The organism is Neorhizobium sp. IRS_2294 (assembly GCF_050500145.1).
Taxonomy (GTDB): Bacteria; Pseudomonadota; Alphaproteobacteria; order Rhizobiales; family Rhizobiaceae; genus Neorhizobium; species Neorhizobium soli.
The window spans coordinates 1240520-1265215 of record NZ_CP191440.1 but is presented as its reverse complement, the minus strand read 5'-3'; the positions used below and the strand labels follow the sequence as shown (position 1 = coordinate 1265215).

Annotated in this window: 21 protein-coding genes; 7 read left to right on the top strand and 14 right to left on the bottom strand. The window is 61.7% G+C overall.

Going from position 1 to position 24696, the window contains the following annotated elements:
• From ACQY1K_RS22935 to ACQY1K_RS22885, 11 genes are read right to left on the bottom strand one after another with little or no spacing between them, the layout of a single operon-like run.
• Positions 1-1638: an acyl-CoA synthetase gene (locus tag ACQY1K_RS22935; RefSeq protein WP_430259719.1), complete on the bottom strand. Its 1638-nt coding sequence runs from the start codon at positions 1636-1638 to the stop codon at positions 1-3.
• 43 nt (positions 1639-1681) lie between these two features.
• Entirely contained in the window at positions 1682-2674 is a 993-nt protein-coding gene (locus ACQY1K_RS22930) for an MDR family oxidoreductase (protein WP_430245359.1), read from the bottom strand.
• 39 nt (positions 2675-2713) lie between these two features.
• Positions 2714-3103, bottom strand: a complete 390-nt coding sequence (locus tag ACQY1K_RS22925; protein WP_430245357.1) for a rhodanese-like domain-containing protein — start codon at positions 3101-3103, stop codon at positions 2714-2716.
• 3 nt (positions 3104-3106) lie between these two features.
• Positions 3107-3676 carry a peroxidase-related enzyme gene (locus ACQY1K_RS22920; RefSeq protein ID WP_430245355.1) on the bottom strand — a complete coding sequence of 190 codons (570 nt, stop codon included), beginning with the start codon at positions 3674-3676 and terminating at the stop codon, positions 3107-3109.
• 29 nt (positions 3677-3705) lie between these two features.
• Positions 3706-6018, bottom strand: coding sequence for a molybdopterin-dependent oxidoreductase (locus ACQY1K_RS22915; RefSeq protein WP_430259717.1), 2313 nt, complete (start codon positions 6016-6018; stop codon positions 3706-3708).
• A 36-nt stretch (positions 6019-6054) separates the two neighbouring features.
• The gene (locus tag ACQY1K_RS22910) at positions 6055-7605 is read right to left on the bottom strand and encodes an acetolactate synthase large subunit (RefSeq protein WP_430259715.1); all 1551 of its coding nucleotides are present in this window, start codon (positions 7603-7605) and stop codon (positions 6055-6057) included.
• Entirely contained in the window at positions 7605-9119 is a 1515-nt protein-coding gene (locus ACQY1K_RS22905; protein WP_430259713.1) for an FGGY family carbohydrate kinase, read from the bottom strand. The genes ACQY1K_RS22910 and ACQY1K_RS22905 overlap by 1 nt, the downstream gene beginning before the upstream one ends.
• Positions 9120-9137: 18 nt before the next feature.
• Entirely contained in the window at positions 9138-9812 is a 675-nt protein-coding gene (locus tag ACQY1K_RS22900) for a class II aldolase/adducin family protein (RefSeq protein ID WP_430245347.1), read from the bottom strand.
• Positions 9809-11023: a CaiB/BaiF CoA transferase family protein gene (locus ACQY1K_RS22895; protein WP_430259711.1), complete on the bottom strand. Its 1215-nt coding sequence runs from the start codon at positions 11021-11023 to the stop codon at positions 9809-9811. Before ACQY1K_RS22895 ends, ACQY1K_RS22900 begins: the two co-directional genes overlap by 4 nt.
• Positions 11020-11808, bottom strand: coding sequence for a CoA-transferase (locus ACQY1K_RS22890; RefSeq protein WP_430259709.1), 789 nt, complete (start codon positions 11806-11808; stop codon positions 11020-11022). The genes ACQY1K_RS22895 and ACQY1K_RS22890 overlap by 4 nt, the downstream gene beginning before the upstream one ends.
• Positions 11805-12614, bottom strand: coding sequence for a CoA transferase subunit A (locus tag ACQY1K_RS22885; RefSeq protein WP_430259707.1), 810 nt, complete (start codon positions 12612-12614; stop codon positions 11805-11807). The genes ACQY1K_RS22890 and ACQY1K_RS22885 overlap by 4 nt, the downstream gene beginning before the upstream one ends.
• 295 nt (positions 12615-12909) lie before the next feature.
• Between ACQY1K_RS22885 and ACQY1K_RS22880 the strand changes: the two genes are divergently transcribed.
• From ACQY1K_RS22880 to ACQY1K_RS22860, 5 genes are all read left to right on the top strand, one after another.
• On the top strand, positions 12910-14079 hold the full coding sequence (locus ACQY1K_RS22880) for an ABC transporter ATP-binding protein (RefSeq protein WP_430259705.1): 1170 nt from the start codon (positions 12910-12912) through the stop codon (positions 14077-14079).
• Entirely contained in the window at positions 14076-15866 is a 1791-nt protein-coding gene (locus ACQY1K_RS22875) for an ABC transporter permease subunit (RefSeq protein ID WP_430245340.1), read from the top strand. The genes ACQY1K_RS22880 and ACQY1K_RS22875 overlap by 4 nt, the downstream gene beginning before the upstream one ends.
• Positions 15867-15917: 51 nt before the next feature.
• Positions 15918-17003: an extracellular solute-binding protein gene (locus ACQY1K_RS22870; RefSeq protein ID WP_430259703.1), complete on the top strand. Its 1086-nt coding sequence runs from the start codon at positions 15918-15920 to the stop codon at positions 17001-17003.
• Positions 17004-17077: 74 nt separating this feature from the next.
• Positions 17078-18514, top strand: coding sequence for an NAD-dependent succinate-semialdehyde dehydrogenase (locus ACQY1K_RS22865; protein WP_430245336.1), 1437 nt, complete (start codon positions 17078-17080; stop codon positions 18512-18514).
• Between the two features lie 120 nt (positions 18515-18634).
• On the top strand, positions 18635-19378 hold the full coding sequence (locus tag ACQY1K_RS22860) for an IclR family transcriptional regulator (RefSeq protein WP_430245334.1): 744 nt from the start codon (positions 18635-18637) through the stop codon (positions 19376-19378).
• A gap of 204 nt (positions 19379-19582) precedes the next feature.
• On the opposite strand, the gene ACQY1K_RS22855 is transcribed toward ACQY1K_RS22860, so the two are convergent.
• Positions 19583-20314, bottom strand: a complete 732-nt coding sequence (locus ACQY1K_RS22855) for an enoyl-CoA hydratase/isomerase family protein (RefSeq protein WP_430245332.1) — start codon at positions 20312-20314, stop codon at positions 19583-19585.
• 31 nt (positions 20315-20345) lie between these two features.
• Complete coding sequence (locus tag ACQY1K_RS22850) at positions 20346-21098, bottom strand: IclR family transcriptional regulator (RefSeq protein WP_430245330.1); 753 nt, start codon at positions 21096-21098, stop codon at positions 20346-20348.
• 249 nt (positions 21099-21347) lie between these two features.
• Between ACQY1K_RS22850 and ACQY1K_RS22845 the strand changes: the two genes are divergently transcribed.
• Positions 21348-22526 (top strand): CaiB/BaiF CoA transferase family protein, encoded by a 1179-nt coding sequence (locus tag ACQY1K_RS22845; protein WP_430245328.1) that lies wholly within the window; start codon positions 21348-21350, stop codon positions 22524-22526.
• Positions 22526-23107, top strand: coding sequence for a cysteine dioxygenase (locus tag ACQY1K_RS22840; protein ID WP_430245327.1), 582 nt, complete (start codon positions 22526-22528; stop codon positions 23105-23107). The genes ACQY1K_RS22845 and ACQY1K_RS22840 overlap by 1 nt, the downstream gene beginning before the upstream one ends.
• A gap of 54 nt (positions 23108-23161) precedes the next feature.
• Here the strand turns inward: ACQY1K_RS22840 and glpD are convergent, their stop codons facing one another.
• Positions 23162-24685 carry a glycerol-3-phosphate dehydrogenase gene (gene glpD / locus ACQY1K_RS22835; RefSeq protein WP_430259701.1) on the bottom strand — a complete coding sequence of 508 codons (1524 nt, stop codon included), beginning with the start codon at positions 24683-24685 and terminating at the stop codon, positions 23162-23164.
• Positions 24686-24696: the final 11 nt, after the last annotated feature.

Sequence of the window (24696 nt, the reverse complement as noted above, 5' to 3'; positions counted from 1 at the left end):
TCAGAGATCCATCTTGCGCATTGCATACTTCTGGATCTTGCCAGTGGATGTCTTGGGAATCTCAGCGAAAGCGACGCGCGTTGGGCACTTGAACCGGGCGAGAAGCCCCCGGCAATGCTCGATCAGTTCCAGTTCGCTGGCCACACTCCCGGGCTTCAGCTCAACAATCGCGACGGGCGTTTCTCCCCATTTCTCGTGCGGCTTGGCGATCACGCCCACCACTGCCACCGCCGGATGTTTGTACAGGGCATCCTCGATCTCGATAGAAGAGATGTTCTCGCCTCCGGAAATGATGATGTCCTTGGAGCGGTCCTTGAGCTGCAGATAGCCATCAGGATGCATCACCCCAAGGTCGCCCGAATGGAACCAGCCAGCCGCAAAAGCGTCTTTGGTCGCCTGCGGATTTTTCAGGTAACCTTTCATGACGATATTGCCGCGCATCATCACTTCACCCAGCGTCTCTCCATCGGCGGGAACCCGTTCCATAGTCAGCGGGTCGAGCACCGCAAGATCGGCAAGCGTCAGATAGGACACACCCTGACGCGCCTTCTTGGCCGCCTTCTGTCCGCCATCCAGTGCGTCCCAGTCGGAATTCCATTCATTGACCACGGCCGGACCATAGGTTTCGGTTAGTCCGTAAATATGGGTGACCTCGAAACCAGCTTCTGCCATGGCGGCAAGGACCGCCTCGGGCGGCGGGGCGGCGGCGGTGTTGAAGGTCACGGTCTGGGAAAAGCTGCGGCGATCGGAGTCCACCGCATTGACCAGCGCTGACATCACGATCGGTGCGCCGCAGAGATGCGTGACGCCGTGATCGGCAATGGCGTCGTAGATGGATTTCGCCCGCACCCAGCGAAGGCAGACATGGGTTCCAGCCTGGACGGAGATCGCCCAAGGAAAGCTCCAGCCATTGCAGTGGAACATGGGCAGCGTCCACAGATAGATCGGATGCTTGCCCATGCCCGCATGGATATTGTTGGCCAGCGACGCCAGCGCGGCGCCTCGATGGTGGTAGACCACGCCTTTGGGACTGCCGGTGGTGCCGGACGTGTAGTTCAGCGAAATGGCATCCCATTCGTCTGACGGCGTCGTCCAGGCGAAGACCTCCTCGCCACCTGCGAGAAATTTCTCATAGGTAAGGTCGCCGATCGTGGCCGCCCTCGGATAGGGCGCATCGGCCGGATATTCCGTATCCTCGAAATCGATCACCAGCGGCGTGACCTTGGCGTTTGCAAGAGCCTGCTTCATCACGCCGGAAAACTCCGTATCGACGATGACCACCCTGGATTCCGCATGATCGAGCTGGAATGCAATGCTGTCGGCATCAAGCCGTGTGTTGATGGAGTGCAGTACCGCGCCGTTGGCCATCGGCACGCCGTAGTGAGCCTCCAGCATGGGTGGCGTGTTCGACAGCATCACCGTCACAGTATCGCCCTTGCCGATGCCGTGCTGCGACAATGCGGAGGCCAGTCGCTGGCAGTTGGTCCAGAACTGCGCATAGCTGATCTGCCGTGATCCATGGATCACGGCGATGCGGCTGGGAAAGGTGCGCGCCGCCCGTTCCAGATACGTGATGGGGGTCATCGCTCTGTGATTGGCCTCGCAGCGCTCAAGGCCGTCCTCGTACTTGTTCGTCATCGCAACCCTCCCAGATGCACTCAAGCTGCCGGTTTGTGGAACCCTATGCAACCTTGATGACGACGCGTCCGCGGATTTTGCCGGCCACGATGGCCTCTGCCAGAGCCGGGAGATTGCTCATCGGCTCCACGGTCGTCATTTCCGCAAGCTTGGCGGCATCCAGGCTTTCAGCAAGGAGCTGCCAGGCGCGCTGCCGCTTGGCATGCGGCGCCATGACGGAATCGATTCCGAGCAGCGCCACGCTGCGCAGGATATGCGGCAACACCGTTCCGGGAAGATCGGCACCGCCCGCCAGTCCGCAGGCGGTGATACCACCGCCATAGACCGTCTGGGCCAGCACATTGGCAAGCGTGATCGAACCCACCGTATCGACGCCACCGGCCCAGCGTTCCTTCTGGAGACCACCGCCCTTCTCAGACAAGGCCGCACGATCCACGAAGGACGTCGCGCCGAGCGACGTCAGGTAGTCATGGGTCTCGGGACGACCAGTCGAGGCGGTGACGGTGTAGCCGCGCCGCGACAAAAGCGAGATCGCAACCGACCCGACACCGCCCGCCGCACCGGTGACCACCACCTCACGTCCGCCCTTTTCGATCACGCCCCAGTCTTCGAGCGCGTTGACGCAAAGCGCCGCCGTATAGCCAGCGGTGCCGACCGCCATGGCCTGCTCGAAGCTCAGCGCCTCCGGCAGGCGGATCAGCCACTCCGGCTTCAGACGCTGGAACCGGGCATACCCGCCCCATTCGGTCTCGGACAGGCCCCAGCCGTTGACGACGACGCGGTCGCCTTGCTTCCAGTCGCCGGAGCGGGACTCCATCACCGTGCCAGCCAGATCGATCCCCCCGACCATCGGCAGCCGGCGCGCGATGCGGCCCTTGCCCGCAATCGCGAGACCGTCTTTGTAATTCAGGCTGGAATATTCGATTTCGACCAAAACGTCGTGGTCCGGCAGGGCATCGATCGAGAGCTCGCGCAAAGCCGCTTTCGGCTTGCCGTCGACGTCCTCAATCATCATGGCGGTGAAGGTCTGGGTCATCTCGTGTCTTTCGTTTTCAAATCTTGCTCATTGGAAAAATCAGCGCGGCTTGCGCTCCGCGACCGGTTTTCCGGCCGCCTTCCAGGCGCTGAAACCACCGCGCATGCTGCGCGATTGCAGCCCCATCTCCTGCGCCGTGCGCGCCGCCAGCAGCGACCGCCAGCCGGAAGCGCAGTAGAAGACGAAGGTCTTGTCTTCAGCGAAAACCGGCTTGTGATAGGGGCTTTCCGGATCGATCCAGAATTCCAGCATGCCGCGCGGGGCGTGGACAGCATGTTCGATCATGCCCTCCCGCTCCAGCTCGCGCACATCGCGGATATCAACCAGAACGAGATCGCTTTCGCCCGCCTGTGCCGAAACCTCCTCCACATCCACGGAGGTGACAACCGCGTCTGCCTCCGCCAGCATATCCTTGTAGCCTTTCTGCATGGCTCAGCGTCCCAGCGAATAGAACTCGTCGTTCGGGCGCATGCTGGTGACATTGGCCAGCCGGTTCGACATCCCGAAAAATGCCGAGATCGCCGTAATGTCCCACGCATCGTCATCGGTGAAATCATGCGACTTCAGGATGGCGATATCTTCGTCTCCGACCTCGTAGGCGCGGGTCGAAACCTTCATGGCGAAATCGATCATCGCCATCTGCCGCGGAGTGATATCGGCCTTGCGATAGTTGATCGCCACCTGATCCGCCATCAGCGGGTTCTTCGCGCGGATGCGCAGGATCGCGCCATGTGCCACGACACAATACTGGCACTGGTTGGCATTGCTGGTCGCCACCACGATCATCTCGCGCTCGGCCTTGGTGATGTTGCCGGGCTTGTCCATCAGCGCATCATGATAGGCGAAAAACGCCCTGAACTCATCCGGTCGATATGCGAGCGTCAGGAATACGTTCGGCACGAAACCGGATTTCTCCTGCACGGCAAGGATCCGGTCACGGATATCCTCGGGCAGATCCTTGATCTCGGGTACCGGGAAACGGCTGATTGCTGGGGCGTTCATAATATCCTCCTCCAAAGATGGTCATTCTTTTAGCTGCCGACGGAAACCGACAGCTCCTGCTGGTAATGGGCAATGGCATCCGGCACATCGCCGACATAGGGCTCGATGCTGACGACGCAGGTATGCGCCGAGCAGCCCTGCCCGAATTTCGATGTTGGAACGTCGAGCGTCAGCACGTTGGGATTGCCCGAGATCTCGAGCCCGTTATTACCGGTCGGCGTGAACCAGGCTCCGGTCGGCAGCACCACGACGCCCGGTCGCACGCTGTCGGTCACATCGGCGGTCGCCAAGCACTGGCCGCGGTCGTTCCACAACCGCACCGTCTGGTCCGGCCCGATACCGAATCGCGCCGCATCCTCCGGGTTGACGCGAACGACCTCCCGTCCGTTCTTCTTGTGCCGGCGGCTTTCCGATCCGGTTTCGAGCTGGCTGTGAAGCCGCCCGGCCGGCTGGTGCGACACCAGATGCAGCCGGTTTTCCGGATTAACGGTTCCGAGCCATTCGGCCGGTTCGATCCAGGCCGGGTGGCTGCGGCAGTCGTCGTAATCCAGCTTTTCCAGCAGCTTGCTGCCGAGCACGATCCTGCCGGACTCGGTCGCCAGGGGATGCGCTTCCGGGTCCGCCCGATAGTCATCGAGATAGGTGTGGTTCTCCTTCACCGGCACCCGGGCGTAACCCTGTTGCCAAAAGGTGTCGAAGTCCGGCATGGCAAAATCGAGCCGGTCCTTCGCGTCCTTGCGCGACAGTTCGTAGACATGCCGGATCCAGCCCATTTCGTCGCGGCCTTCATTGAAGGCATCGCCGACACCAAGCTTTTCCGCAAGGCCGTTGAAGATGTCGAAATCGGAACGGGACTCACCGATCGGCGAGATCGCCTGATGCATGGCCAGGATAAAGTCGGAGCGTTTGTTGCCTGCCAGATCATTCCGCTCGATCGAGGTCGATGCCGGGAGGATAATATCGGCGCGACGGACGGTCGGCGTGAACATCGGGTCCTGCACGATGATCGTTTCCGGCCGCTGCCAGCCTTCCATCAGCCGGTTCAGGTCCTGATGGTGATGGAACGGGTTGCCACCAGCCCAATAGACCAGTTTCGCGTCCGGATAGGTTCGCTCGTTGCCCTCATAGCTGTAGACCTTGCCCGGATTGAGCAGCATATCGGTGATCCGCGCGACCGGAATAAAACTGTCGATCGCCTTGCGTCCGGCAGACATGGCCGGCGACTTTCCGATGCCGAAGGGCGCGCCGACACCGCCGAGCGAAGCATAACCGTAACCGACACCGCCGCCCGGCAGGCCGATCTGTCCAGCCACCGCGGCCAGACCCAGCCCGGCCCAGAACGGCTGTTCGCCGTGATGCGCTCGCTGTAGGCTCCAGCTGACAGTGATCATACTACGGGTTTTGACCATCACCTTGGCAAGTTCGGCAATCCTGTCGCGATCAAGCCCGGTGATCCGCGATGCCCAGCGGGCATCCTTGCGCTCGCCGTCGCTCTTGCCGGTCAGATAATCAAGGAACGTGTCGGAGCCGCTGCAGCAGCGCTCCAGGAACTCGGCATCATGGGCATCGGCTTCGACGATCTCGCCGGCCAGACCGAGCATCAGCGCCGTATCGGTATTAGGCCGGATCGGCCACCATTCGGCGTCGATCCAGTCCGGCAGATCATCCTTGAGCGGTGACACGAGAATGACCCGGACATTTCGCTCGGCGATCCGATGGAGATAGCCTTCGAGCCTGTGCGCGCCCACTCCGCCGGCCTCGCTTTGCGCTGTGCGCGGCGACAGCGACCCGAACACGATCAGCGTTTCCGTATGCTCGCTGATGCCGTCCAGCGTGTTCGCCTGACCGCCGCAGGCTACATCGCTGCCCAGTGTGTGGCGCAGGATAACGGGACCGGCGGCAATGCTGTAGGTATCCACATGGCCGGTAAAACCGCCCACCAGATTGAGTGTCCGCTTCAACAACGTCGAGGCGTGATGGAACCGGCCGCAACTAGTCCAGCCGTAGGAGCCGGCAAAGATCGACTCATTGCCGTAAGTGCTACCCACACGGGTGATCTCGCCCGCCACCAGATCCAAAGCCTCGTCCCAGCTGACGGGAACAAAGGTTTCGCGGCCACGACCACTTGTATCGCTTTTCTCGCGCTGTTCCAGCCATCCGGAGCGCACCATCGGCCGCAGCACGCGGCGTTCCGGGTTGGCCCATTCCTTGACTGAGTAGATGATCGGCGAAGGCGCCGGATCATGCGCGAACGGTTCGGCGCCGATGATCTCCTCGCCATCCACCAGAAGGGTGTAGGCGCCCCAATGGCTGCAATGCGGAATTCGCTTGATGTCACCCATGTCGCTGCACCTTGCCTTGTTCTGGAATCGACTTGTTCATATCACGGCCTCGATCAGGAAAGGCCCTTTTCGCCCGCAGGCGCTCTTCAGGATATCTGCGAATTCCCCGGCCGACTCTGCCCGCGCCGCGTCGACGCCCATGCTGTTGGCCATGCCCACCCAGTCAAGCGTCGGGTCGACGAGATCAAGCATCCGGCTGGCATTGTGACCGGCGGCCCCCGCCCCGACATTGATCAACTCGCTATGCAGGATCTGGTAGCGCCGGTTGGCAAAGACGATGGTCAGCGTATCCAGTCTTTCGCGTGCCTGCGTCCATAGCGCCTGCACCGTGTACATGCCGCTGCCATCCGCCTGCAGGCCGATCACCTTGCGATCCGGGCAGGCAATCGCTGCCCCAGTGGCCAGCGGAAGTCCCATGCCGATCGCACCACCGGTCAGTTGCAGAAAATCGTGCGGTTCGGCGCCGTGGGTGTGGCGGAAGAAATCCCGGCCGGACGACACCGACTCGTCGCATATGATCGCATTTGCCGGCATGTAATGAGCAAGCGCGATCGAAATCGCCTGCGGCGTCAGGGTCCCGGCCGGCATCTTCGGCTTTTCGCGGGATGCCAGCAATGGCGACGCCGAGGCAGAGACGCCCAACTCGTCCGCCAGCATGGCGATCGCCTGCGGGATATCTGTCGATTCCGGCGCGAGATCGAGCACGGCGCAGGCATCCGGCAACATGCTGCTCGGCTTACCCGGATAGGCAAAAAAACCGACCGGAGCCTTCGCGCCGATCAGGATCACCTGCTCGGTCTGAGCAAAACACGCGACCGCCTGGTCGATCACATAGGGCACGCGATCCACCGGCACCCGACCGGCGCCGCGCTGCATGCGCGCATTCGATTGCTGCGCCAGCAACCGCGTCCCGGTCGCGATCGCGATCCGGCTGAGAATTTCGAGGTTCTTTTCCCGCAAGGCCAGACCCGAAACGAGGATCGTCGTATTCTTGCCTGACCGCAGAGCCTCCACTGCCTGAAGCAGGACGGCAGCCTCAGGCCTCGACGCGCCGGCAAGCTCGGCGGCGGCAGGGATCGGCACAGTAATTTCACCCCAGGCGGTATCTGCTGGAAGGATCAGCGTCGATATCCTTCCCGGCGGCGTTCGCGCGGCGATGATGGCCTCGCTGGTCGCTCGCCCCACCTCGTCGGCGGCATCGATCCGCCCGACCCAGCCGGACATCGGCCGAGCGAGCGATTCGATGTCGGAGGTCAGGGGTGCATCATATTTCAGATGATAGGTCGCATGGTCGCCGACGATATTGACGATCGGTGTATTGGCCCGCCGCGCATTGTGCAGGTTGGCAAGCCCATTGGCGAGGCCCGGTCCCAGATGCAGCAGCGTCGCGGCCGGTTTGTCGGCCATCCGCGCATAGCCGTCGGCAGCCCCCGTCACGACGCCCTCGAACAGACCAAGCACGCAGCGCAACTTCGGCTGTCGGTCGAGTGCCGCGACAAAATGCATTTCCGACGTGCCCGGATTGGCGAAGCAGACGTCGATTTCGTTTGCGAGCAAAGTTTCGCACAGGAGGTCGGCACCGTTCATCAGGCATTGTCCTTGGTCTGTTGGGCGCTCAGTTCGGCCAGCGCCGAAAGTTCCGCCCATTGTGGCTCGATCGCCCCCACCAGAGTGAGGAACAGCTCGTATTTGCGCGCCGCATATTCGGCGACAGCACCTGTCTCCGGAACGGCCACATCATCGGCGCGGCCGATCCAGTCATCGTCGAGACTTTGTCTGGAGGCGCCGAGCAGATGCATCGCCCCCAAGGCGCCGACACCCTTGAGACTGGCATGGCCGGTGGTGGTGCGATGCACGGCGCGAACTGTAGCCGTGGCCATGAACGCGGCAAACGCCGTATCCGCCGCGAGCCCGCCGCCCAGCGCGATGTCACCGGCGCCTTCGCTCATCATGTCGTGGCTCTTGCGGGCAACGAAAACCAGCGCCTCGCGCGCCGCCCAGGCCACCTGCTCATGCGTCGTCGCCGATGTCAGTCCGACCATCGCGCCCTTGGCATGCGGCGTTGTATAGGGCGAACGCTCGCCGCCGGGTTCGAAGAACGGGTGCACGACAAGACTGGAAAAAGACGGTTTTGAACCGCGTGCGAGGTCCGGTCGGCCGGTCAGCCGTGCCACGTGTTCGAACAGGGTCGTGCCGTTGAAACTCGGATAGGAGCAGAAATATCCGCCGATCGCAAAAGGCTGGATCAGCGCGCCCGACGGCTTGTTACGGATTTCCGCGGGGTCATCGACAAGGCTGGCATGGATGGCGCTGGTGCCGAACACCGAACAGCGAGCGACTTCGTCGCGCAGGCCGAGGCCAAGCCCGATCATGCTCGCCTGCACATCGCCCGGCCCCATCAGCACCGGCAAACCGACAGGCAGACCGAGATCCGTTGCCAGATCATTTGACAGCGTCGCGACACATTCGCCGATCGGCTGCATCTCGGGAACAAGCGATGTGCCCCGCTTCAGCCCCAGAACCTGGTCGATCTCGGGCACCAGCGCGCCGCTGCGCCAACTCCCCCAGGTATGCAGCAGCGACGTCGGTTCGGCCCGTACTTCTCCCGTCAGGCAGAGGAACAGCCATTCCTTGATCCGCATCACATGCGCGATCTGGTTGTAACGTTCCGGTTGGTTGCGCTGCAGCCACAGCAGCTGAACGCTCTGGGCCGCCGCCGTCGGTCGCACCGAAGTCAGCTGTTCAACGCCGGTCAGCACACATCGTTCGTTCAGTTCCGACACCAGCGAGGCGCTGCGGCCGTCCAGCCATGTCATCGCCCGACCGACAGGTTCGCCATGCCGGTCAACCGGCCACAGCCCGTCGCCCTGACCGGTCACCACCAGGCCGATCGCCGTACCCTGCGTTTGGGAGACACAGTCCTTCAGCACCGCAAGCGCATCGTCCAGCGATACCAGCATGTCCTGCTCGACCTTCAACCCGTCGCGGCGCAGGGCGCCGTTGGCCCGCTGCGCCACGGCGATCAGCCGGCCGCGCGTATCGAACGCGGCAGCCTTGACTGTTGTTGTGCCTGAATCGAGGCAGAAGATCAGATCGTCCACGGAATTTGCCTTTTGAGGTCAGGATGCGTGCCGCAGGCCTTCGAGCGCCGTACTGCTCTGCTGGCCGTAGGTCTTGAACTTTTCCAGCACCGCCGCGATCTGGTCGTCGGTCAGCACCGGCGGTTCACCGAACGGCAGGCACAGCAGATATTGATGCGCTAGTTCCTCGACGGTCACGGCCAGAGCTAGAGCCCTTGCGATAGACACGTGCCCGGCGATCACCCCGTGATGCGCCATCAGGCAGGCACGCCGGCCTTTCAACGCTTCCACCACCCGGTCGGCCAGCTCCTGCGATCCGAAGATTTCGTAAGGCGCGCAGCGGATCGACGGGCCACCGGCACCGGCAATCGCGTAATGGATAGCCGGAATGTCCTTTTCCAGAATGCTCACCGAGGTCGCATAGGTCGAATGGGTGTGCACCACCGCCTGCAGATCAGGCCGTGCCATCAGGATATCACGGTGAAAACGCCACTCGCTGGAGGGCAGAACGTCGCCCTTGTAACTTGCGTCCCACTGCATGGCGACCACATGGTCCGGCATCAGCTTGTCATACGGAATACCGGTCGGCGAGATCAGGAAACCGTCACCATGACGGACGCTGATATTGCCGGACGTACCCTTGTTGATGCCAAGCCGGTTCATGGCCCGGCAGGATTCGATCACTTCGGTGCGGAGAGAAAGTTCGTCGCTCATGCGGTTTTCGCCCTGTTTGGGATATTGGCTTCGTGGCCGGGCAAAACGTCGGCATAACGCTCGGCTTCGACACCGTATTCCTGGAGAATTTCCGACGTGTGCTGGGCATAACCCGGCGGCTTCATGCGGTAGCTGGCCGGTGTGCGCGACATCTTGATCGGGCTTCCGGTGCCGCGAAAGTCATCGATATCGATCACCATCTCGCGGTGGATCGTATGCGGATCGGCCACCACCTGATCGATGCTGCGCACCGCGCCGCAAGGCACACCCGCCTCGATCAGATCCTTGGCAATGGCCTTGCATTCGAACGAGGACAGGCCAAGTTCAAGTTCCATTTTCAAAGCATCACGATTGTTGTTGCGGTGTTCATTGGTGGAAAATTTCGGATCATCCGGCAGATCCGGCCGGCCGATCATCTTGCACAGGATGACGAACTGGCGGTTATTGCCGACTGCCAGGAAGATCGGATCGGTTGCTGTCGCGAACGTATCGTATGGGCAGATATTCGGATGCGCATTGCCGGACGTGCCGGGAACCTTGCCCGAAAGATAATAATTGGGCAGATGCGGGTGCAGCAGGGAAATGCCGCAGTCATAAAGCGTCGTTTCGATGAACTGGCCCTTGCCGCTGACGTTGCGCTCGTTGAGCGCCATGGTAATGCCGATGACCGCGTTGAGGCCCGTCACCATATCCACCACCGGCAGACCGACCCGCAGCGGATCGCCGCCGCGTTCGCCATTGACACTCATGATTCCGCACGCCGCCTGGATCGCCGCGTCGTAACCCGGCAGACCACCCAGCGGACCATCTCCGCCGAAGCCGGAAATCCGGCAATGCACCAGCCTCGGAAACCGCTCCGTCATCATCTCCCGTGTCAAACCCCACCTCTCCAAGGTTCCGGCCTTGAAGTTTTCGATCAGGACATCGGCAGTTTCAAGCAGGTGCAGCAACAGTTCCTGTCCAGCCGGTTTCGACATGTCGAGCGCCATGCCCCGCTTGTTGCGGTTCAGCCCGAGAAAATAGCTGGCGGCACCATCATGAAAGGGAGGCCCCCAGCCGCGCGTCTCGTCACCTCCTGGCGGCTCCACCTTAATCACATCGGCGCCATGATCCGCCAGAACCTGACCGGCATAGGGACCACCCAGAACGCGGCTGGCATCGATCACCTTCAATCCGGACAACGAGCCCATATTCGGTATCTGTGCTGTCATGCTCTCATTCCCATTGTTTCTATGGCCGGTCCCGATTGCATAGCGATATCGCGGCGCATCTGGATGGCAAATTCCGGGTAGGTCTCGGCAAGCTCGTCGAGAACGCGGCCCCGCAGCAGATCGAAGGCGACTTCGTCGGGACCGGACGTCGTCTCCGGTTTCTCGGCATGTTCGAACGAAAATCCGGTCGCCTCGGTGACATCAGCCAGGTCGCTGCCGTCATGCACGCTCTGCAGCGTGAAACCCGGCCGTTGCTTGTCGAACTGGAACAGCGCCTTGCTGGTCAAAAGCGCATAAGGCCCGCCGGTACGATAGACACCCGGCTCGCTGGTGCCCGGCGCGCTGATGAAATCCACCTTGTCGACAAACACCCGCGGCGAATGTTCCTCACGAAACAGGATGACGCGCGGCACGACGAAATAGAGATAGGCCGAACCGAACGATCCCGGCCAGCGCACGCTGGACTGGGGATACTCTCCGACACCCACGAGATTGACATTGCCCTCGCCATCGATCTGGCCACCGCTGAGAAAGAACGCATCGATCCGGCCCTGCCCCGCACAATCGAACAGCTCCACCGATCCGTTGGTGAAAAAATTGTGTTCGACCGAACCGAGGATCGAGATGCGGACCTGCTCTTTCTGCTGATGCTCATTCAAGGCGCGGCGCAACATGGCGCCGGCGGCCGGCATCGGCGACGAGGCGCCGACAGCCACATGCCGCACGCCATCAAGGAGCCGGGCAATGGTGTAAATCAGGGTTTCACGGGGAAGCGGCGTTCTCATTGCGCCGGCTCCAACAGCTTGGACGCCATATAGTCGGCAAAACCTTCGGCACTGCGGCCCGCCTTGGCATAGGTCAGCAACTCTGCCGCGTCGACAGGATATTCGCCCCACAGGCCGTAGGGCCAGGCACCCCGCGGTGCAAGCCCGATATGATCGACATAAAGCGCCGGCAGGACACCCGCAGCACTCTGTTCGTCGGCCAGCAGGCTGTGATCGACGATCCTCTCGACCGTGACTATGGTCCGGGCCGAGGCATAGGCCATGCTGGCAAGCTCACGCCGACGGCCGATCCAGACATTGCCGAACCGGTCCGCAACGGCGGCGTGGAAGATCGCGATATCGGGGTGAATGGCGGGTATTAGAACCACCGGATCCGGGGTTTCCGCGAAAGGATTGTCGATCACCTTCCAGTCCGGCCGGTTGGCGAGAACGTCGGTGCCGATCAGCCCGCGCATGGCGGTGAAAGGACTGCCCTTCTGGGCGGCCAGCAATCCTGCATGGATGGCCGGGCATGTGGCATCGTGAATGGTAATCGCTCCATCCTTGACCGCCTGGTTGAAGCGCGGCGCACCACCGGCCTCGCCAAGCGACATCGCACTTGTTTCGACGGACGCGATCAACCCGGCGCCGATCAGCATATCCGCCTGCAGACCGCCGGTCGGCACACAGACAAGCCGCAGGTTGCGGGCGCCATTGTCGATCAGCGGCCTCGTCATCGCCATCGACACACCCGCGTAATCCACCGGCAGCGCAATGCGCATGCCATCCGTCACCTGTCGTGCAAGTTCGTGCAGATCCTTCAGCACACTGTCCTCCAACCCTGCCGGCCAGAACCGGCTTTTTGCTGCAATACCTCGTCAAGGGTCCTCCACTGCAGCAAGCTGTTCCGATTAGCGTTCCACTATATAGAACATCATTCCGAAAAATAAGGTACGCTCCGGCTCGGGTGTCTGTCAATCACCGTTTCACACTCTCTCGCCAACAGTGGCGTTTCAGGCCTCTCTTTCATTCGTCGGTTCAACCCGCTTGACAAGTGAGATATCCAGAATAAGCTGTTTATGAAATATCGTTCTAAATATTAGAACACGCCGGGAGGAGACCATGGCAGATAATTCGACGTGGCGCGCAGAGCGCCGCGAGGGTTCGCACGACTCGCAAAACACCACCGTGCCGGCATCAGGACAGAAATCAGCCATCGCACCCGCCATCGGCGCCAGCATCCAAATAGACCATGTCGGCAAGACCTATGGCAGTTTCGTCGCGGTGGACGATGTCGCCATGGACATCGCAGCCGGTGAGTTCATCACCCTGCTCGGCCCCAGCGGCAGCGGCAAGACCACATTGCTGAACCTCGTTGCAGGTTTCCAGAAGGTAAATTCCGGCCAGATCCTGGTGGATGGCAAACCGGTCCAGCATGTCCCCCCGCACAAACGCGGTTTCGGCATGGTGTTCCAGAGCTATGCACTGTTTCCGAACATGACCGTGACCCAGAACGTCGCCTTTCCGATGCGCATGGCCGGCGTCAATCGCCAGACCACGGAGCGGCGCGTTGCCGAAACGCTGGAAGTGATGCGGCTTTCGGAACATGCCAACAAGATGCCGAACCAGATGAGCGGCGGCCAGCAGCAACGCGTGGCGATTGCCCGCGCCATCGTCATGCGGCCGCGCGTGGTGCTGATGGACGAGCCGCTCAGCGCGCTCGACCGTCGCCTGCGTGAATCGATCCAGATCGAGATCCGTGAACTGCACCGCACGATCGGCAGCACCATCCTGTTCGTCACCCATGATCAGGGCGAGGCCCTGACGCTCAGCGACCGTATCGCCGTGCTGGATGCGGGCCGCGTCGTGCAGGTCGCGAGCCCGGTGGAAATCTACCGCCATCCCGCCACCAAGTTCGTCGCGTCTTTCGTCGGCGAATCCAATCTGATCGATGCCGAACTGGTGCAACGCCGCGGCACTCGCCTGGTGCTGAAGAACCGCGCCGGTTTCACCTTTGAAGCCGAAAGCCGCAATCCTGACATGGTCGGCCGCGCCACTGTTCTGGTTCGCCCGGAGCGCATTGCCATCAGCAATACGCCTTCACCCAACGCGCTTCCCGTCACCGTCACATCCGCACTGTTCCTCGGCGAACTCTTGCGCATCGAGGCGGAGATGGAGGGCGGTGAAAAGCTGCTGATCCGTTGCGCCGATACTTACGCAAGGCGCCTGCCCGATATCGGCGAAAAGCTCTTTGCGAGCTGGGATGCGGAAGATTGCTGGGTGCTGTCATGACCATGGCTGCAACCGACCTCCAGACAATCAAACCACAAGCGGCGAGCCTGTCGGAACGGCTGAAGAACCCGGCCCTGCTGCTGGTGCCGGCCGCCGCCTTCCTGGCCTTCATCTATGTCTGGCCGCTGATCGACCTGTTCCGCCTCAGCGTCGGCGGCGAAACCTGGACCACCCATTTCGAACGAGTGTTCTCGGTCCCGCTCTACTGGCAGTCGCTGGTGCGCACCATGCAGATTTCGTTCACCGTGGCGGGCCTTTGCCTGGTGTTCGGTTATCCGACGGCGCTGCTCATCCACCGCAGCCGCGGCATCGTTCAGGTGCTGATCGCAACCGCAGTTGTGTTGCCCTATTTTATCGCCATCCTGATCCGCACCTATGCCTGGATGGTGCTGCTCGGCCGCAACGGGCCGCTCAACAAGATGGCAATGTGGCTCGGCATATCCGATGAACCGGCACAGTTGCTGTTCAACCGCGGCAGCGTGCTGCTCGGCATGACCGCTGTGCTGTTGCCGCTGATGGTGCTCAGCATCTATTCCAGCATTTCGCGCATCGACCAGAGCCTGACCCGGGCGGCCCTTGCCAGCGGCGCCGGCCCGATCGCCGTCTTCTGGCGTGTGCTTCTGCCACTGACCATGCCGGGCATGGGTGCCGGTTTCCTGCTGGTGTTCGTCACGGCGCTCGGCTTCTTCATCACGCCTACCCTGCTTGGTGGCCCCGGCGACCAGATGTTTGCCATGCACATCACGCAGCAGGCGGACTTCCTCACCAGCGAAGGCTTTTTGCAGGCGCTGGCCGTGGTGCTGCTGCTGATCACCCTGATCGTCGTCGGCATTGCCGGGAAATTCCTCGGCTTCGAATTCATCTGGGGTGGCGGCAAGCTGACCGATGCCAGACCGACGATCGGCAAGGCCAGCAAGGCGGCGCGTGGCAACTCGCTCGGCATGATCGCCGCCGACACGATCGGCTGGCCCTTGCTGCGCCTGCTCGGCAAGCTTCCCGCCAGCGCCGGCGAATGGACGGTGCGCGCAATGGGCGGACTGGTGATCCTGACGCTGATCCTGCCGATCGTCGTCGTCATCATCATCTCGTTCAGCAGCGCCAGCTTCCTGACCTTCCCACCACCCGGCCTGTCCTTGCGCTGGTACGAGAAGTTCTTCTCGGATTCGGAATGGATGGCGGCGTTCACCTCATCCCTGACGATCGCCGCCATGTCCGCCTGCATGGCAATCGTTCTCGGCGCCTCGGCGGCGATGGGCATCGTCCGCAGCTCGATCAGGGGCAAGACGGCGATCATGCTGTTGCTGGTCAGCCCGATCATCGTGCCGCCGGTGGTGCTCGGCCTGTCGCTTTACAGCCTGTTCCTGCATTTCGACCTGATCGGTTCGATGTTCGGGCTTGCCGGTGCGCATGCGATCGGCGGCATTCCGCTGGTCGTGGTGATCATCGCCGCCAGCCTGCAGGGCGTCGACACCAAACTCGAACAGGCCGCCGCCATCCACGGTGCTTCGCCGATCACGGTGTTTCGCAAGGTGACGCTGCCGGCAATCGCGCCGGGGCTCTCGGCCGCCACCTTCTTCGCCTTTCTGCATTCATTCGATGAACTCGTGCTGTCGCTTTTCCTGTCGAGCGCGCAGCTGAAGACACTGCCCCTGCGTTTGTGGGCAGACGTGAACTACCAGCTCAATCCCGTGCTCGCCGTCGTGTCGACACTGGAAGTTCTGCTGGTCGTCGGTGGCATCCTGCTCGCGCGGCCGGTCCTGGCCGGCCCCAAGCGTGCCGTCGTGTGACACCGCATACGATCTCAAGAGGAGGAAACCAACATGCTGAGGAGACATGTCATGGGAGTATTGAAGGCAAGCGTAGCAACCGGATTGCTGGCAACGGCAATCACTTTTGGCGGCATTTCGGGAGCGGTCGCCCAGAGCAAGGAAGTCATCATGCAGGATCCCGGCGGCGCTTATGGCGAAGCCCTGCGCAAGATCATGTACGACCCCTTCGAGAAGGAAACCGGCATCAAGGTTGTCACCGTGCAGGAGGCGCGCAGCGGCCCGAAGATCAAGGCGCAGGGCGCCACCGGCAAGGCCGGCTGGGACCTGACCTTCATCTTCGATCAGGAAACCAAGCTGCTGGGTGATTGCTGCCTGCTTGATATCGACTACAGCAAGCTGTCCGAAAGCGCCCAGAAGACGCTGGCCACCATGCCGGACAATCTGAAGCGCAAGAAAGGCGTGGCGCTGCAGGTCATCGGCGTCGCCATGGCCTACAACACGGAAAAATACGCCGACGCAAAGCCGAACAACTGGGCGGATTTCTGGGACGTGAAGGAGTTTCCCGGCAAACGTTGCATGCCAGGCTGGTCGCGTTTCGTGTTCGAAGCGGCGCTGATGGCGGATGGCGTGCCGAAGGACAAGCTCTATCCGGTGGATATGGACCGGGCGCTGAAGAAGATCGCCGAGATCAAGCCAAACGTCAGCAAATGGTGGACGACGGCCGCTCAAGCGCCACAACTGATGCTCGATGGTGAGGCCGACATGTGCATGGCCTATGCCGGACGCATCAACAATCTCGTCGTGGTCGAAGGCGCGCCGGTTGACATGACCTGGAACCAGGGTTTCATCTATTACGACTTCTTCTCGATCCCGAATGGCTCGCCCAATCCGGAAAACGCACTGAAACTGCTGTCCTACCGGCTTGATGCCGACCGCGCCGCGGCGCTTTCCACCGCCTATCCGGTGCCGGTTCCCTCGCAGCTGGTCTACGAGGCCGCCGATCCGAAAATCAGCCGCCTGTTGGCCAACAACCCCGACAACGTCAAGCAGGCAGTCGAGTGGAGCGCCGATTATTGGGGTGCTCCGTCGCCTGACGGCAAGTCCACCAATGAGGAATACGCCCAGGAGAAGCTGAACGCGCTTCTGGCCCAATAACCTCGTCGGAGGCCGCGGCCCAAGTCGCGGCCTTCTCTTTTCAACACCTTCCCGAACGGAAATCCGGTATTCCCATGCAGACCTATCCTGACGTCCTGCTCTTCATCAACGGCGAGTGGCGCCATGCGCTGAAGGGCGAAACCCTTCCCGTCGCCGACCCGGCCACCGAAGAAGTCATCGGCAACATTGCCCGCGCCCGTAAAGAGGATCTCGACCTTGCTCTCGAGGCCGCCGAAAAGGGTTTCAGGATCTGGCGCGACACCTCGCCCTTCGAACGCTCGAAGATCATGCGCAAGGCTGCCGACATCCTGCGCGAGCGCGCCGACCGCATCGCCTTCCTGATGACCCGGGAACAGGGCAAGCCGCTCGCCCAGTCCAGGGCCGAGGTGTTGAGCGGTGCCGACATCATCGACTGGTTTGCCGAGGAAGCCCGACGCACCTATGGTCAGATCATTCCGGCCCGCATCAGCGGTGTATCGCAGATGGCGATCAAGCTGCCGGTCGGCCCGGTCGCCGCTTTCACGCCGTGGAATTTCCCGATCAACCAGGTCGTGCGCAAATTGTCTGCCGCAGTCGCCACCGGATGCTCGATCATCGTCAAGGCGCCGCACGAGACGCCGGCCTCGCCTGCCGAACTGATCCGCGCCTTTGCCGATGCCGGCATTCCGGCCGGCGTCGTCAATCTGGTCAACGGCAAATCGTCGGAAATCTCCGAATACCTGATCCCGCACCCGGTCATCCGCAAGATTTCCTTCACAGGCTCTACCCCGATCGGCAAACATCTGGCAGCCCTGGCCGGCCAGCACATGAAGCGGGCAACGATGGAGCTTGGCGGCCACGCCCCGGTTCTGGTGTTCGACGATTGCGATATCGACAAGGCGATCGAGGTCTCCGCCGCCTCGAAGTTCCGCAATGCCGGGCAGGTCTGCGTCGCGCCGACCCGGTTTCTGGTTCAGGATGGCGTTGCCGACCAGTTCCTCGACGGCATGGTCAAGGCGGCGCAGGCGATCAAGGTCGGCAATGGTTTTGATGCCGATACTCAGATGGGACCGCTGGCCAACGAACGCCGCATGACGGCGATCCAGACGATGATCAACGATGCCGTGTCTCGCGGTGCGGAACTCAGGACCGGCGGCCGCCGAATCGGCAACAAGGGCCATTTCTTCGAACCCACCGTCCTTGCCAACGTGCCCGTCAGCGCCGAGATCATGAATGACGAGCCGTTTGGCCCGGTCGCCATAGTCAACCGTTTCTCGGATTATGATGAGGCCATCACGGAGGCCAACCGCCTGCCCTTCGGCCTTGCATCCTATGCCTTCACCGGCTCGGTCAAGACGGCGCATGATCTAAGCCGGCAGATGGAGGCCGGTATGCTCAGCATCAACCATAACGGCCTTGCTCTGCCGGAAGTGCCGTTCGGTGGCATCAAGGACAGCGGCTACGGTACCGAGGGCGGCTCCGAGGCTACGCAGGCCTATCTCGAAACCCGCTTCGTCAGCCAGCTGAGCTAGTGACCGGCGCTCCGGGCAATCGGCTCCGGAGCGCACCCTCGCTCGGGGCTTTATATGAGATGCCTTCGTAACGGAATGGCGATACAATGCGAGCCTGGTTTAGAAAGCAGTGCGCAGGTTATGGATAAGGCATTCGTCAAAGGGTTGCGGCTTCTGGAAACGCTGGCCAATAGCGACTGTCCGCGCAGCGTCACCGATCTTTCGGTGGAGCTGGAGCTGACCAAGAGCAATGTCCACCGCATGCTGACGACGTTGACCGATCAGGGATATGTGCGCCAGCTGCCGCGTTACAGCACTTATGAGCTGACCACCAAGATCTGGCAGCTTGGCAGCAATGTCATCCGGCGGATGGACGTCACCTCGCTTGCCCGCCCCGCCATGCTGAAACTGGCGGAGAAGACCGGCGAAACAATTCACCTTTCGGTTCTGGAAGACACCGATGTGGTCTACCTCGACAAGATCGAAGGCGCCCACCACATTCGCGCCCATACCAGCGTCGGCTCGCGGGCCCCAGCCTGGACAGTGGCGACCGGAAAGGCGATGCTGGCGGAGCTGCCCGACGTCTATCTCGAAAGGTTCGAGCCGCTCATCAAACCCTACACGCCCTCATCGAAAAAGAGCCTTGCCGAACTGTTGAACGATATCAAGCTGGTGCGCCAGCAGGGATATGCCGCCGTCTATCACGGCGAGTGGCGCGAAGGCATCTCCGCCTGCGCCTGCGCCATCACCGACCGAGCCGGAGAACTTGTGGGTGCGATCGGCATGTCGGGTCCGGATTCGCGCCTGAAGCGCAAGCAGATCAAGGAATTCTCCGGCGACGTGATCGAGGCTGCAAGGACGATCCGGCTGGCACTCGGCGGGTAAGATTTTTGGCGGGGAAGCTGCCGTCCTTGCTGACCTCGCCCGAAGCAAATTGCCCTCTCAGTCTCAAGGCAACATTAGCGTCGTAGTTATTTCTCCAAAATTTGGCGCTGATTAGCACCGATGCTGTCGCGCCTTGCGCGTATCAGCAACATCCGGAGCCCATGTTCCAAGGTGAATGAGCCACCACCCCTGAACGGCCCCCTCTCAGGCAGCCCTCACCTTGTCCCGATAACTCCTGATTCGCTCCCGAACCCCGGCCCGACTTGCGGAGCGCACAAGATTGGCAAGATCGCTGTCATAGTCCGCGGCATCGGTTGCCGCATGAAGCGCCCGCACCGTGTCCGCCTCCAGCCGGTGGCCGGCGAGGCCGATTGCCGATAACAGCCCCTCCAGCCCATCCGCCGCAACCAGATCCGTTGCCAGTCCCTGCGCCAGAGCCACGGTGTCGGTCAGCGTCAAACCGCCCGTCAGGCAGGCCCGCGCATGATCGCGCCCGATCCGCCCGGCAAGCCGCGACGTCCCAAGTACCAGCCCGAAGGCTGCGCCCGGGAAGGCAAAACTCGCGCCGTCCAGCGCAATCCGACGGTCGCAGCTGGCAAACAGATCGGCACCTGCGCCAAAACACCGCCCCTTGCCGATCGCCACCGTCATCACAGGCGAAGAATGCACTTTCTGCAGCAGTTTTTCGATTTCCACGAACCGCAAAAGCAGGCTCGCATCCGTCTCGCTGTCCAGCGTCGAGAGGTCGAAACCGGTACAAAAGTGTTTTCCTTGCCCCTCCAGCACGATCACCCGCGCCCCCTTGTCCAGGCACCGGTCGAAACCGGCGCTGAGATCGGCAACGATCTCCGAACTCAGTGCATTGCCCTTGGCGGCCCGATCGACGATTAGATGATGCCGCCCCTCCCTTTCGAGCACCGATACGCTCGCAGACATTTGGCCTCCGCCCGCAGTCACAACTGCCATGTTAAATTCCTCTCCCGCTTCCTCCGACCGATCGCGATACGGCCTGCGCCGCCTCCACGACCATCGCCCCCCATGACTTGATCTCGCGCGGCTTGAACCGCGTGCCAGGCCCGGAAATGCCGATCGCTCCGACTACCCGGCCCGTCGCGTCCGAAATCGCCGACGCGATGCCGAACACGCCGTCGCGCCATTCTCCCCGATTCACCGCATAACCCTGCTTGCGAATGGTAGAAAATTCCGCCGCCAGGGCATCGGAATCGGTGATCGTCTGGTCGGTGAAGGCGGTTAGTGGTTGCGGCAGGCGCAGGCTCTCGGGCGGCAGTTGCGCCAGCATCGCCTTGCCGGTCGCCACGCACCAGGCCGGTGCGCGACCGCCGACGCTGGTATAGGAGCGGATCGGCTGCAGGCTCTCGATCTTGTCCATATAGACCACCTCGGCCATGTCCAGCACCGAGAGATGGACGGATTCACCGGTCAGTTCGGCAAGCTGGGTCATGCGCGGACGGGCAATCTTGGCCAGATTGAAGCGCGAGCCGACCTTGAGCCCGATCTCCCAGACCTTGGACGACAGTTCGTAGCTGGCATTGGCATCGTCGCGGCGGACGTAACCGGTCGCCACAAGCGTCGTCAGCAGCCGGTGGACGTTGCTCTTGGTCAGATCCAGTTCGCGCGCAAGGCTGGTCACGCCGCGTGGCTCGTCACTCTTGGCAAGAAGCTCGATCAGGGTGAGGCCCTTGACGAAAGTCGTATCCATAAGCGCCTTTCAAACGGAAAATTCATGCCGGATTAACCGCGATACCGGTCCAACATCCGATCCGCGGTTTCATTTAATAGAATATGCCACCGCAAATGTCACGCTCCGCGCGCCGCTGAAGGCGCAAGTTTTTATGGACAAACGGCCTCATCTAATCTCTAATAGACAATATTCGATACGACGTATCACTATTTGGAACATTTGGAGCTGCAGTCAGATTAGATCGCGCTCCGCGGGAGGAGAGCCTGGATGAGCGGACGTGAACTGCCGTTAGTTGGCATCAAAGTGATAGAATTCTGCCAGGTCGCGGCCGGCCCCTTCTGCGCCATGCTGCTGGCAGATTTCGGTGCAGACGTGATCAAGATCGAGAATGTCGCCGGCGGCGACGGCATGCGCAAATGGCCGCCGATCAACAATGGCTATAGCGAGAATTTCGCCTCTCTCAACCGCAACAAACGGTCGCTGGCGCTGGATCTGAAGAGCCCTGAAGGCAAGGAAATCGCGCTGAAACTGTGCTCCGAGGCGGATGTCGTGGTTGAGAACAACCGGCCCGGCGTCATGGATCGGCTTGGGCTGGGCTATAGCCAGCTCAGTCAAATCAACCCGGCTCTCGTCTACGCCTCGATTTCCGGTTTCGGCCAGACCGGACCGCGCGCCTTCGAAGGTGGGTTCGATGTGACGATCCAGGCCATGGCCGGCGTCATCAGCGTTACCGGCGAAGAGGGCGGCGGCCCGGTCAAATGCGGCGTGCCGATCAGCGACTTTTCGACCGGACTTTATGCCGCCTTTTCGATTTCCAGCGCGCTGCGGCAGGCAGGCATCGATGGAAAGGGCCGGTTCATCGACATTTCCCTGCTTGGCGCTACCTTGGGCGTTGCGGCCCTGCAGACTTCGGAATATTTTGGAACGGGAGATTCGCCGAGAAAAATGGGAGCTGCGCATCCGCGCAACGCGCCTTACGAAGCGTTCAAATCCGGCGACGGACATTTTGTCATGGCAGCAGGAAACGACAAGCTCTGGCGGTCCGTCTGCGAGATCGTCGGACAGGGCGATCTGCTCCTCGATCCGCGATTCGCGACCAACAGCGACCGGGCGATCCATCAGGTCGAGTTGCGCATCCTGCTGGAGCAGGTCTTCGCCACAGGCTCTTCGGCCGAGTGGCTGGAAAAGTTCCGTGCCGCGGGAGTTCCCTGCGCTCCGATCAACGATTATGCAGCGGCGCTTTCCGACCCGCAGGTCGAGGCAATGGGCTGGATCCAGAACATCGACCTGCCTGGCGGCGTCACCGCCCGCACCTTCGGTTCGCCGGTCAGGCTGGATGGCGAAACGCTGAAGATCCGCCAGAACCCTCCGGCGCTCGGCGAACATAACGCCGAGATCATCGCTTCGCTGGAGCCTGCAATGCAGCCAAAAGAAAAGGTGGCGTGATGAGCATCAAGACCTTCAGGGACTTCGTGACGAATCTGACCGAGCTTGCCGACCGCGATCCCGACGAGGCTGTGATGCTGCAGGCGGCTCACCCGCTGATGGAGGACTTGCTGCGCGCCGACCAGTGGCTGCCGGACATGTATGCCCAGCCCAATCCGGATCGCTACAGCCAGTATCTGCTGCATTGCGACCCGAAAGAGCGCTTCTCGATCGTCAGTTTCGTCTGGGGCCCGGGACAGGAAACGCCGATTCACGACCACACGGTCTGGGGCCTGCTGGGCGTGCTGCGCGGTTCGGAAATCTCGCAGCGTTACGAACAGGAAGCCGGCGCCATGCACAAGGTCGGCGAGCTGGAATATCTCGAAAGCGGCCAGATCGACATGGTCTCGCCGACGATCGGCGATATCCACCAGGTCCGCAACGGCCTGAAGACCAGGCCGTCGGTGTCGATCCACGTCTATGGCGGCAATATCGGCCGCATCAACCGTCATGCCTTCAAGAATGACGGCAGCCAGAACTCCTTTGTCAGCGGCTACAGCTCTGAAACCGTGCCGAACATCTGGATGGCCGACAAGCCATAACGGCGAGGCCGACGATCGGCCCGCCCCTCTTCATCCGGTAGCGGGATAAGCGCCTCAGGCGACCGGAGCCGGCCCGCGCGCCTCGGCATGATCGCGCAGATATTCAGCGAGGGCCTGAACCTCTTCGGCCACCAGGTGCAGACCAAGCTTGGTCCGCCGCCAGAGAATATCCTCGGCCTTGAAGGCCCACTCCTTGGCCATCAACCAGCGAACCTCGCATTCGTATAGATCGGCCCCGAAATGCCGGCCGAGGTCGGCCATGCTGCCGGCCCCCGTCAGGATCTGACGGACATCGGTGCCGTAAAGCCGCAGCAATCGCCTCGAATGGGCAGCCGTCAGGAACGGATAGGTCTTGCGCAGATCGACAAGCGCATCGGAAAATCCGGTTGCCGGAAAATCACCGCCCGGAAGGTGCGAGGACGCCGTCCACGGCTTGCCCTTTTCACCGATCCCTGCGGAAATCTTCTGCAGCGCATGTTCGGCAAGGCGGCGATAGGTGGTCAGCTTGCCGCCGAACACATGCAACACAGGCGCTTCGCCTAGCTGCTCTTCCAGTTTCAGGACGTAATCGCGGGTTGCCTCCTGCGCCGCCGTTGCGCCATCGTCGAACAGCGGCCGGACGCCGGAATAGGTCCAGACGATATCCGCAGGCGTCACCGGCTCCTTGAAATATTCGCTCGAAGCCTTGCAGAGATAATCCACCTCGTTATCGCTGATCGCGACTTTGGCCGGGTCGCCCTGATAATCGCGGTCGGTCGTGCCGATCAGGGTAAACTCGCCCTCATAGGGAATAGCGAAGATGATCCGTCCGTCCGGATTCTGGAAAAACAGCGCCCGCTCATCCTCGAACTTGCGGCGGATGACGATATGGCTACCCTGCACCAGCCGGACATTGCGGGCGTCGTTGCGCCCCATTGCCTGGCCGAGGACCTTGTCGACCCAGGGGCCTGCAGCATTCACCAGCATCCGCGCCCTATGAATGGCCCTTGCTCCGTTTGCCTCGACCTCGATCCGCCAGAGATCGTTTTCGCGGTGAGCGGAGATGACGCGGGTACGGCTGAGAATGGCAGCGCCCCGGGCCTGTGCGTCACGGGCATTGAGGACCACAAGCCGCGCATCGTCCACCCAGCCATCGGAATATTCGAACGCCTTGGAAAAGATCGGCTTCAGCGGTTTGCCAAGCGGATCGCGCCGCATGTCGATCGACCGTGTCGGCGGAAGCAGCTTTCGACCGCCGATATGGTCGTAGAGGAAAAGCCCCAGCCGGATCAGCCATGCCGGCCGAACACCGCCTTTGTGGTAGGGCAGCACGAAGCGCATCGGCCGGATGATGTGCGGCGCCATCGCCCACAGGATCTCGCGTTCCATCAGCGCCTCGCGCACCAGCCGGAACTCGTAATGTTCGAGGTAGCGCAGCCCGCCATGGATAAGCTTCGTTGCCGCAGACGACGTGCCGGCGGCAAAGTCCGTCATTTCGGCCAGAGCCACCGAATAGCCGCGCCCTGCCGCATCACGGGCGATGCCGCAACCATTGATGCCGCCACCGATGATGAAGAGGTCGTAGATCGGATCGCTCACTGCTATTACCC

What these genes read in the sequence shown, in the direction of transcription:
- ACQY1K_RS22935 (WP_430259719.1), bottom strand. Translation starts at nt 1,638, where the DNA reads ATGACGAACAAGTACGAGGACGGCCTTGAGCGCTGCGAGGCCAATCAC.
- ACQY1K_RS22930 (WP_430245359.1), bottom strand. Translation starts at nt 2,674, where the DNA reads ATGACCCAGACCTTCACCGCCATGATGATTGAGGACGTCGACGGCAAG.
- ACQY1K_RS22925 (WP_430245357.1), bottom strand. Translation starts at nt 3,103, where the DNA reads ATGCAGAAAGGCTACAAGGATATGCTGGCGGAGGCAGACGCGGTTGTC.
- ACQY1K_RS22920 (WP_430245355.1), bottom strand. Translation starts at nt 3,676, where the DNA reads ATGAACGCCCCAGCAATCAGCCGTTTCCCGGTACCCGAGATCAAGGAT.
- ACQY1K_RS22915 (WP_430259717.1), bottom strand. Translation starts at nt 6,018, where the DNA reads ATGGGTGACATCAAGCGAATTCCGCATTGCAGCCATTGGGGCGCCTAC.
- ACQY1K_RS22910 (WP_430259715.1), bottom strand. Translation starts at nt 7,605, where the DNA reads ATGAACGGTGCCGACCTCCTGTGCGAAACTTTGCTCGCAAACGAAATC.
- ACQY1K_RS22900 (WP_430245347.1), bottom strand. Translation starts at nt 9,812, where the DNA reads ATGAGCGACGAACTTTCTCTCCGCACCGAAGTGATCGAATCCTGCCGG.
- ACQY1K_RS22895 (WP_430259711.1), bottom strand. Translation starts at nt 11,023, where the DNA reads ATGACAGCACAGATACCGAATATGGGCTCGTTGTCCGGATTGAAGGTG.
- ACQY1K_RS22890 (WP_430259709.1), bottom strand. Translation starts at nt 11,808, where the DNA reads ATGAGAACGCCGCTTCCCCGTGAAACCCTGATTTACACCATTGCCCGG.
- ACQY1K_RS22880 (WP_430259705.1), top strand. Translation starts at nt 12,910, where the DNA reads ATGGCAGATAATTCGACGTGGCGCGCAGAGCGCCGCGAGGGTTCGCAC.
- ACQY1K_RS22875 (WP_430245340.1), top strand. Translation starts at nt 14,076, where the DNA reads ATGACCATGGCTGCAACCGACCTCCAGACAATCAAACCACAAGCGGCG.
- ACQY1K_RS22870 (WP_430259703.1), top strand. Translation starts at nt 15,918, where the DNA reads ATGGGAGTATTGAAGGCAAGCGTAGCAACCGGATTGCTGGCAACGGCA.
- ACQY1K_RS22865 (WP_430245336.1), top strand. Translation starts at nt 17,078, where the DNA reads ATGCAGACCTATCCTGACGTCCTGCTCTTCATCAACGGCGAGTGGCGC.
- ACQY1K_RS22860 (WP_430245334.1), top strand. Translation starts at nt 18,635, where the DNA reads ATGGATAAGGCATTCGTCAAAGGGTTGCGGCTTCTGGAAACGCTGGCC.
- ACQY1K_RS22855 (WP_430245332.1), bottom strand. Translation starts at nt 20,314, where the DNA reads ATGTCTGCGAGCGTATCGGTGCTCGAAAGGGAGGGGCGGCATCATCTA.
- ACQY1K_RS22850 (WP_430245330.1), bottom strand. Translation starts at nt 21,098, where the DNA reads ATGGATACGACTTTCGTCAAGGGCCTCACCCTGATCGAGCTTCTTGCC.
- ACQY1K_RS22845 (WP_430245328.1), top strand. Translation starts at nt 21,348, where the DNA reads ATGAGCGGACGTGAACTGCCGTTAGTTGGCATCAAAGTGATAGAATTC.
- ACQY1K_RS22840 (WP_430245327.1), top strand. Translation starts at nt 22,526, where the DNA reads ATGAGCATCAAGACCTTCAGGGACTTCGTGACGAATCTGACCGAGCTT.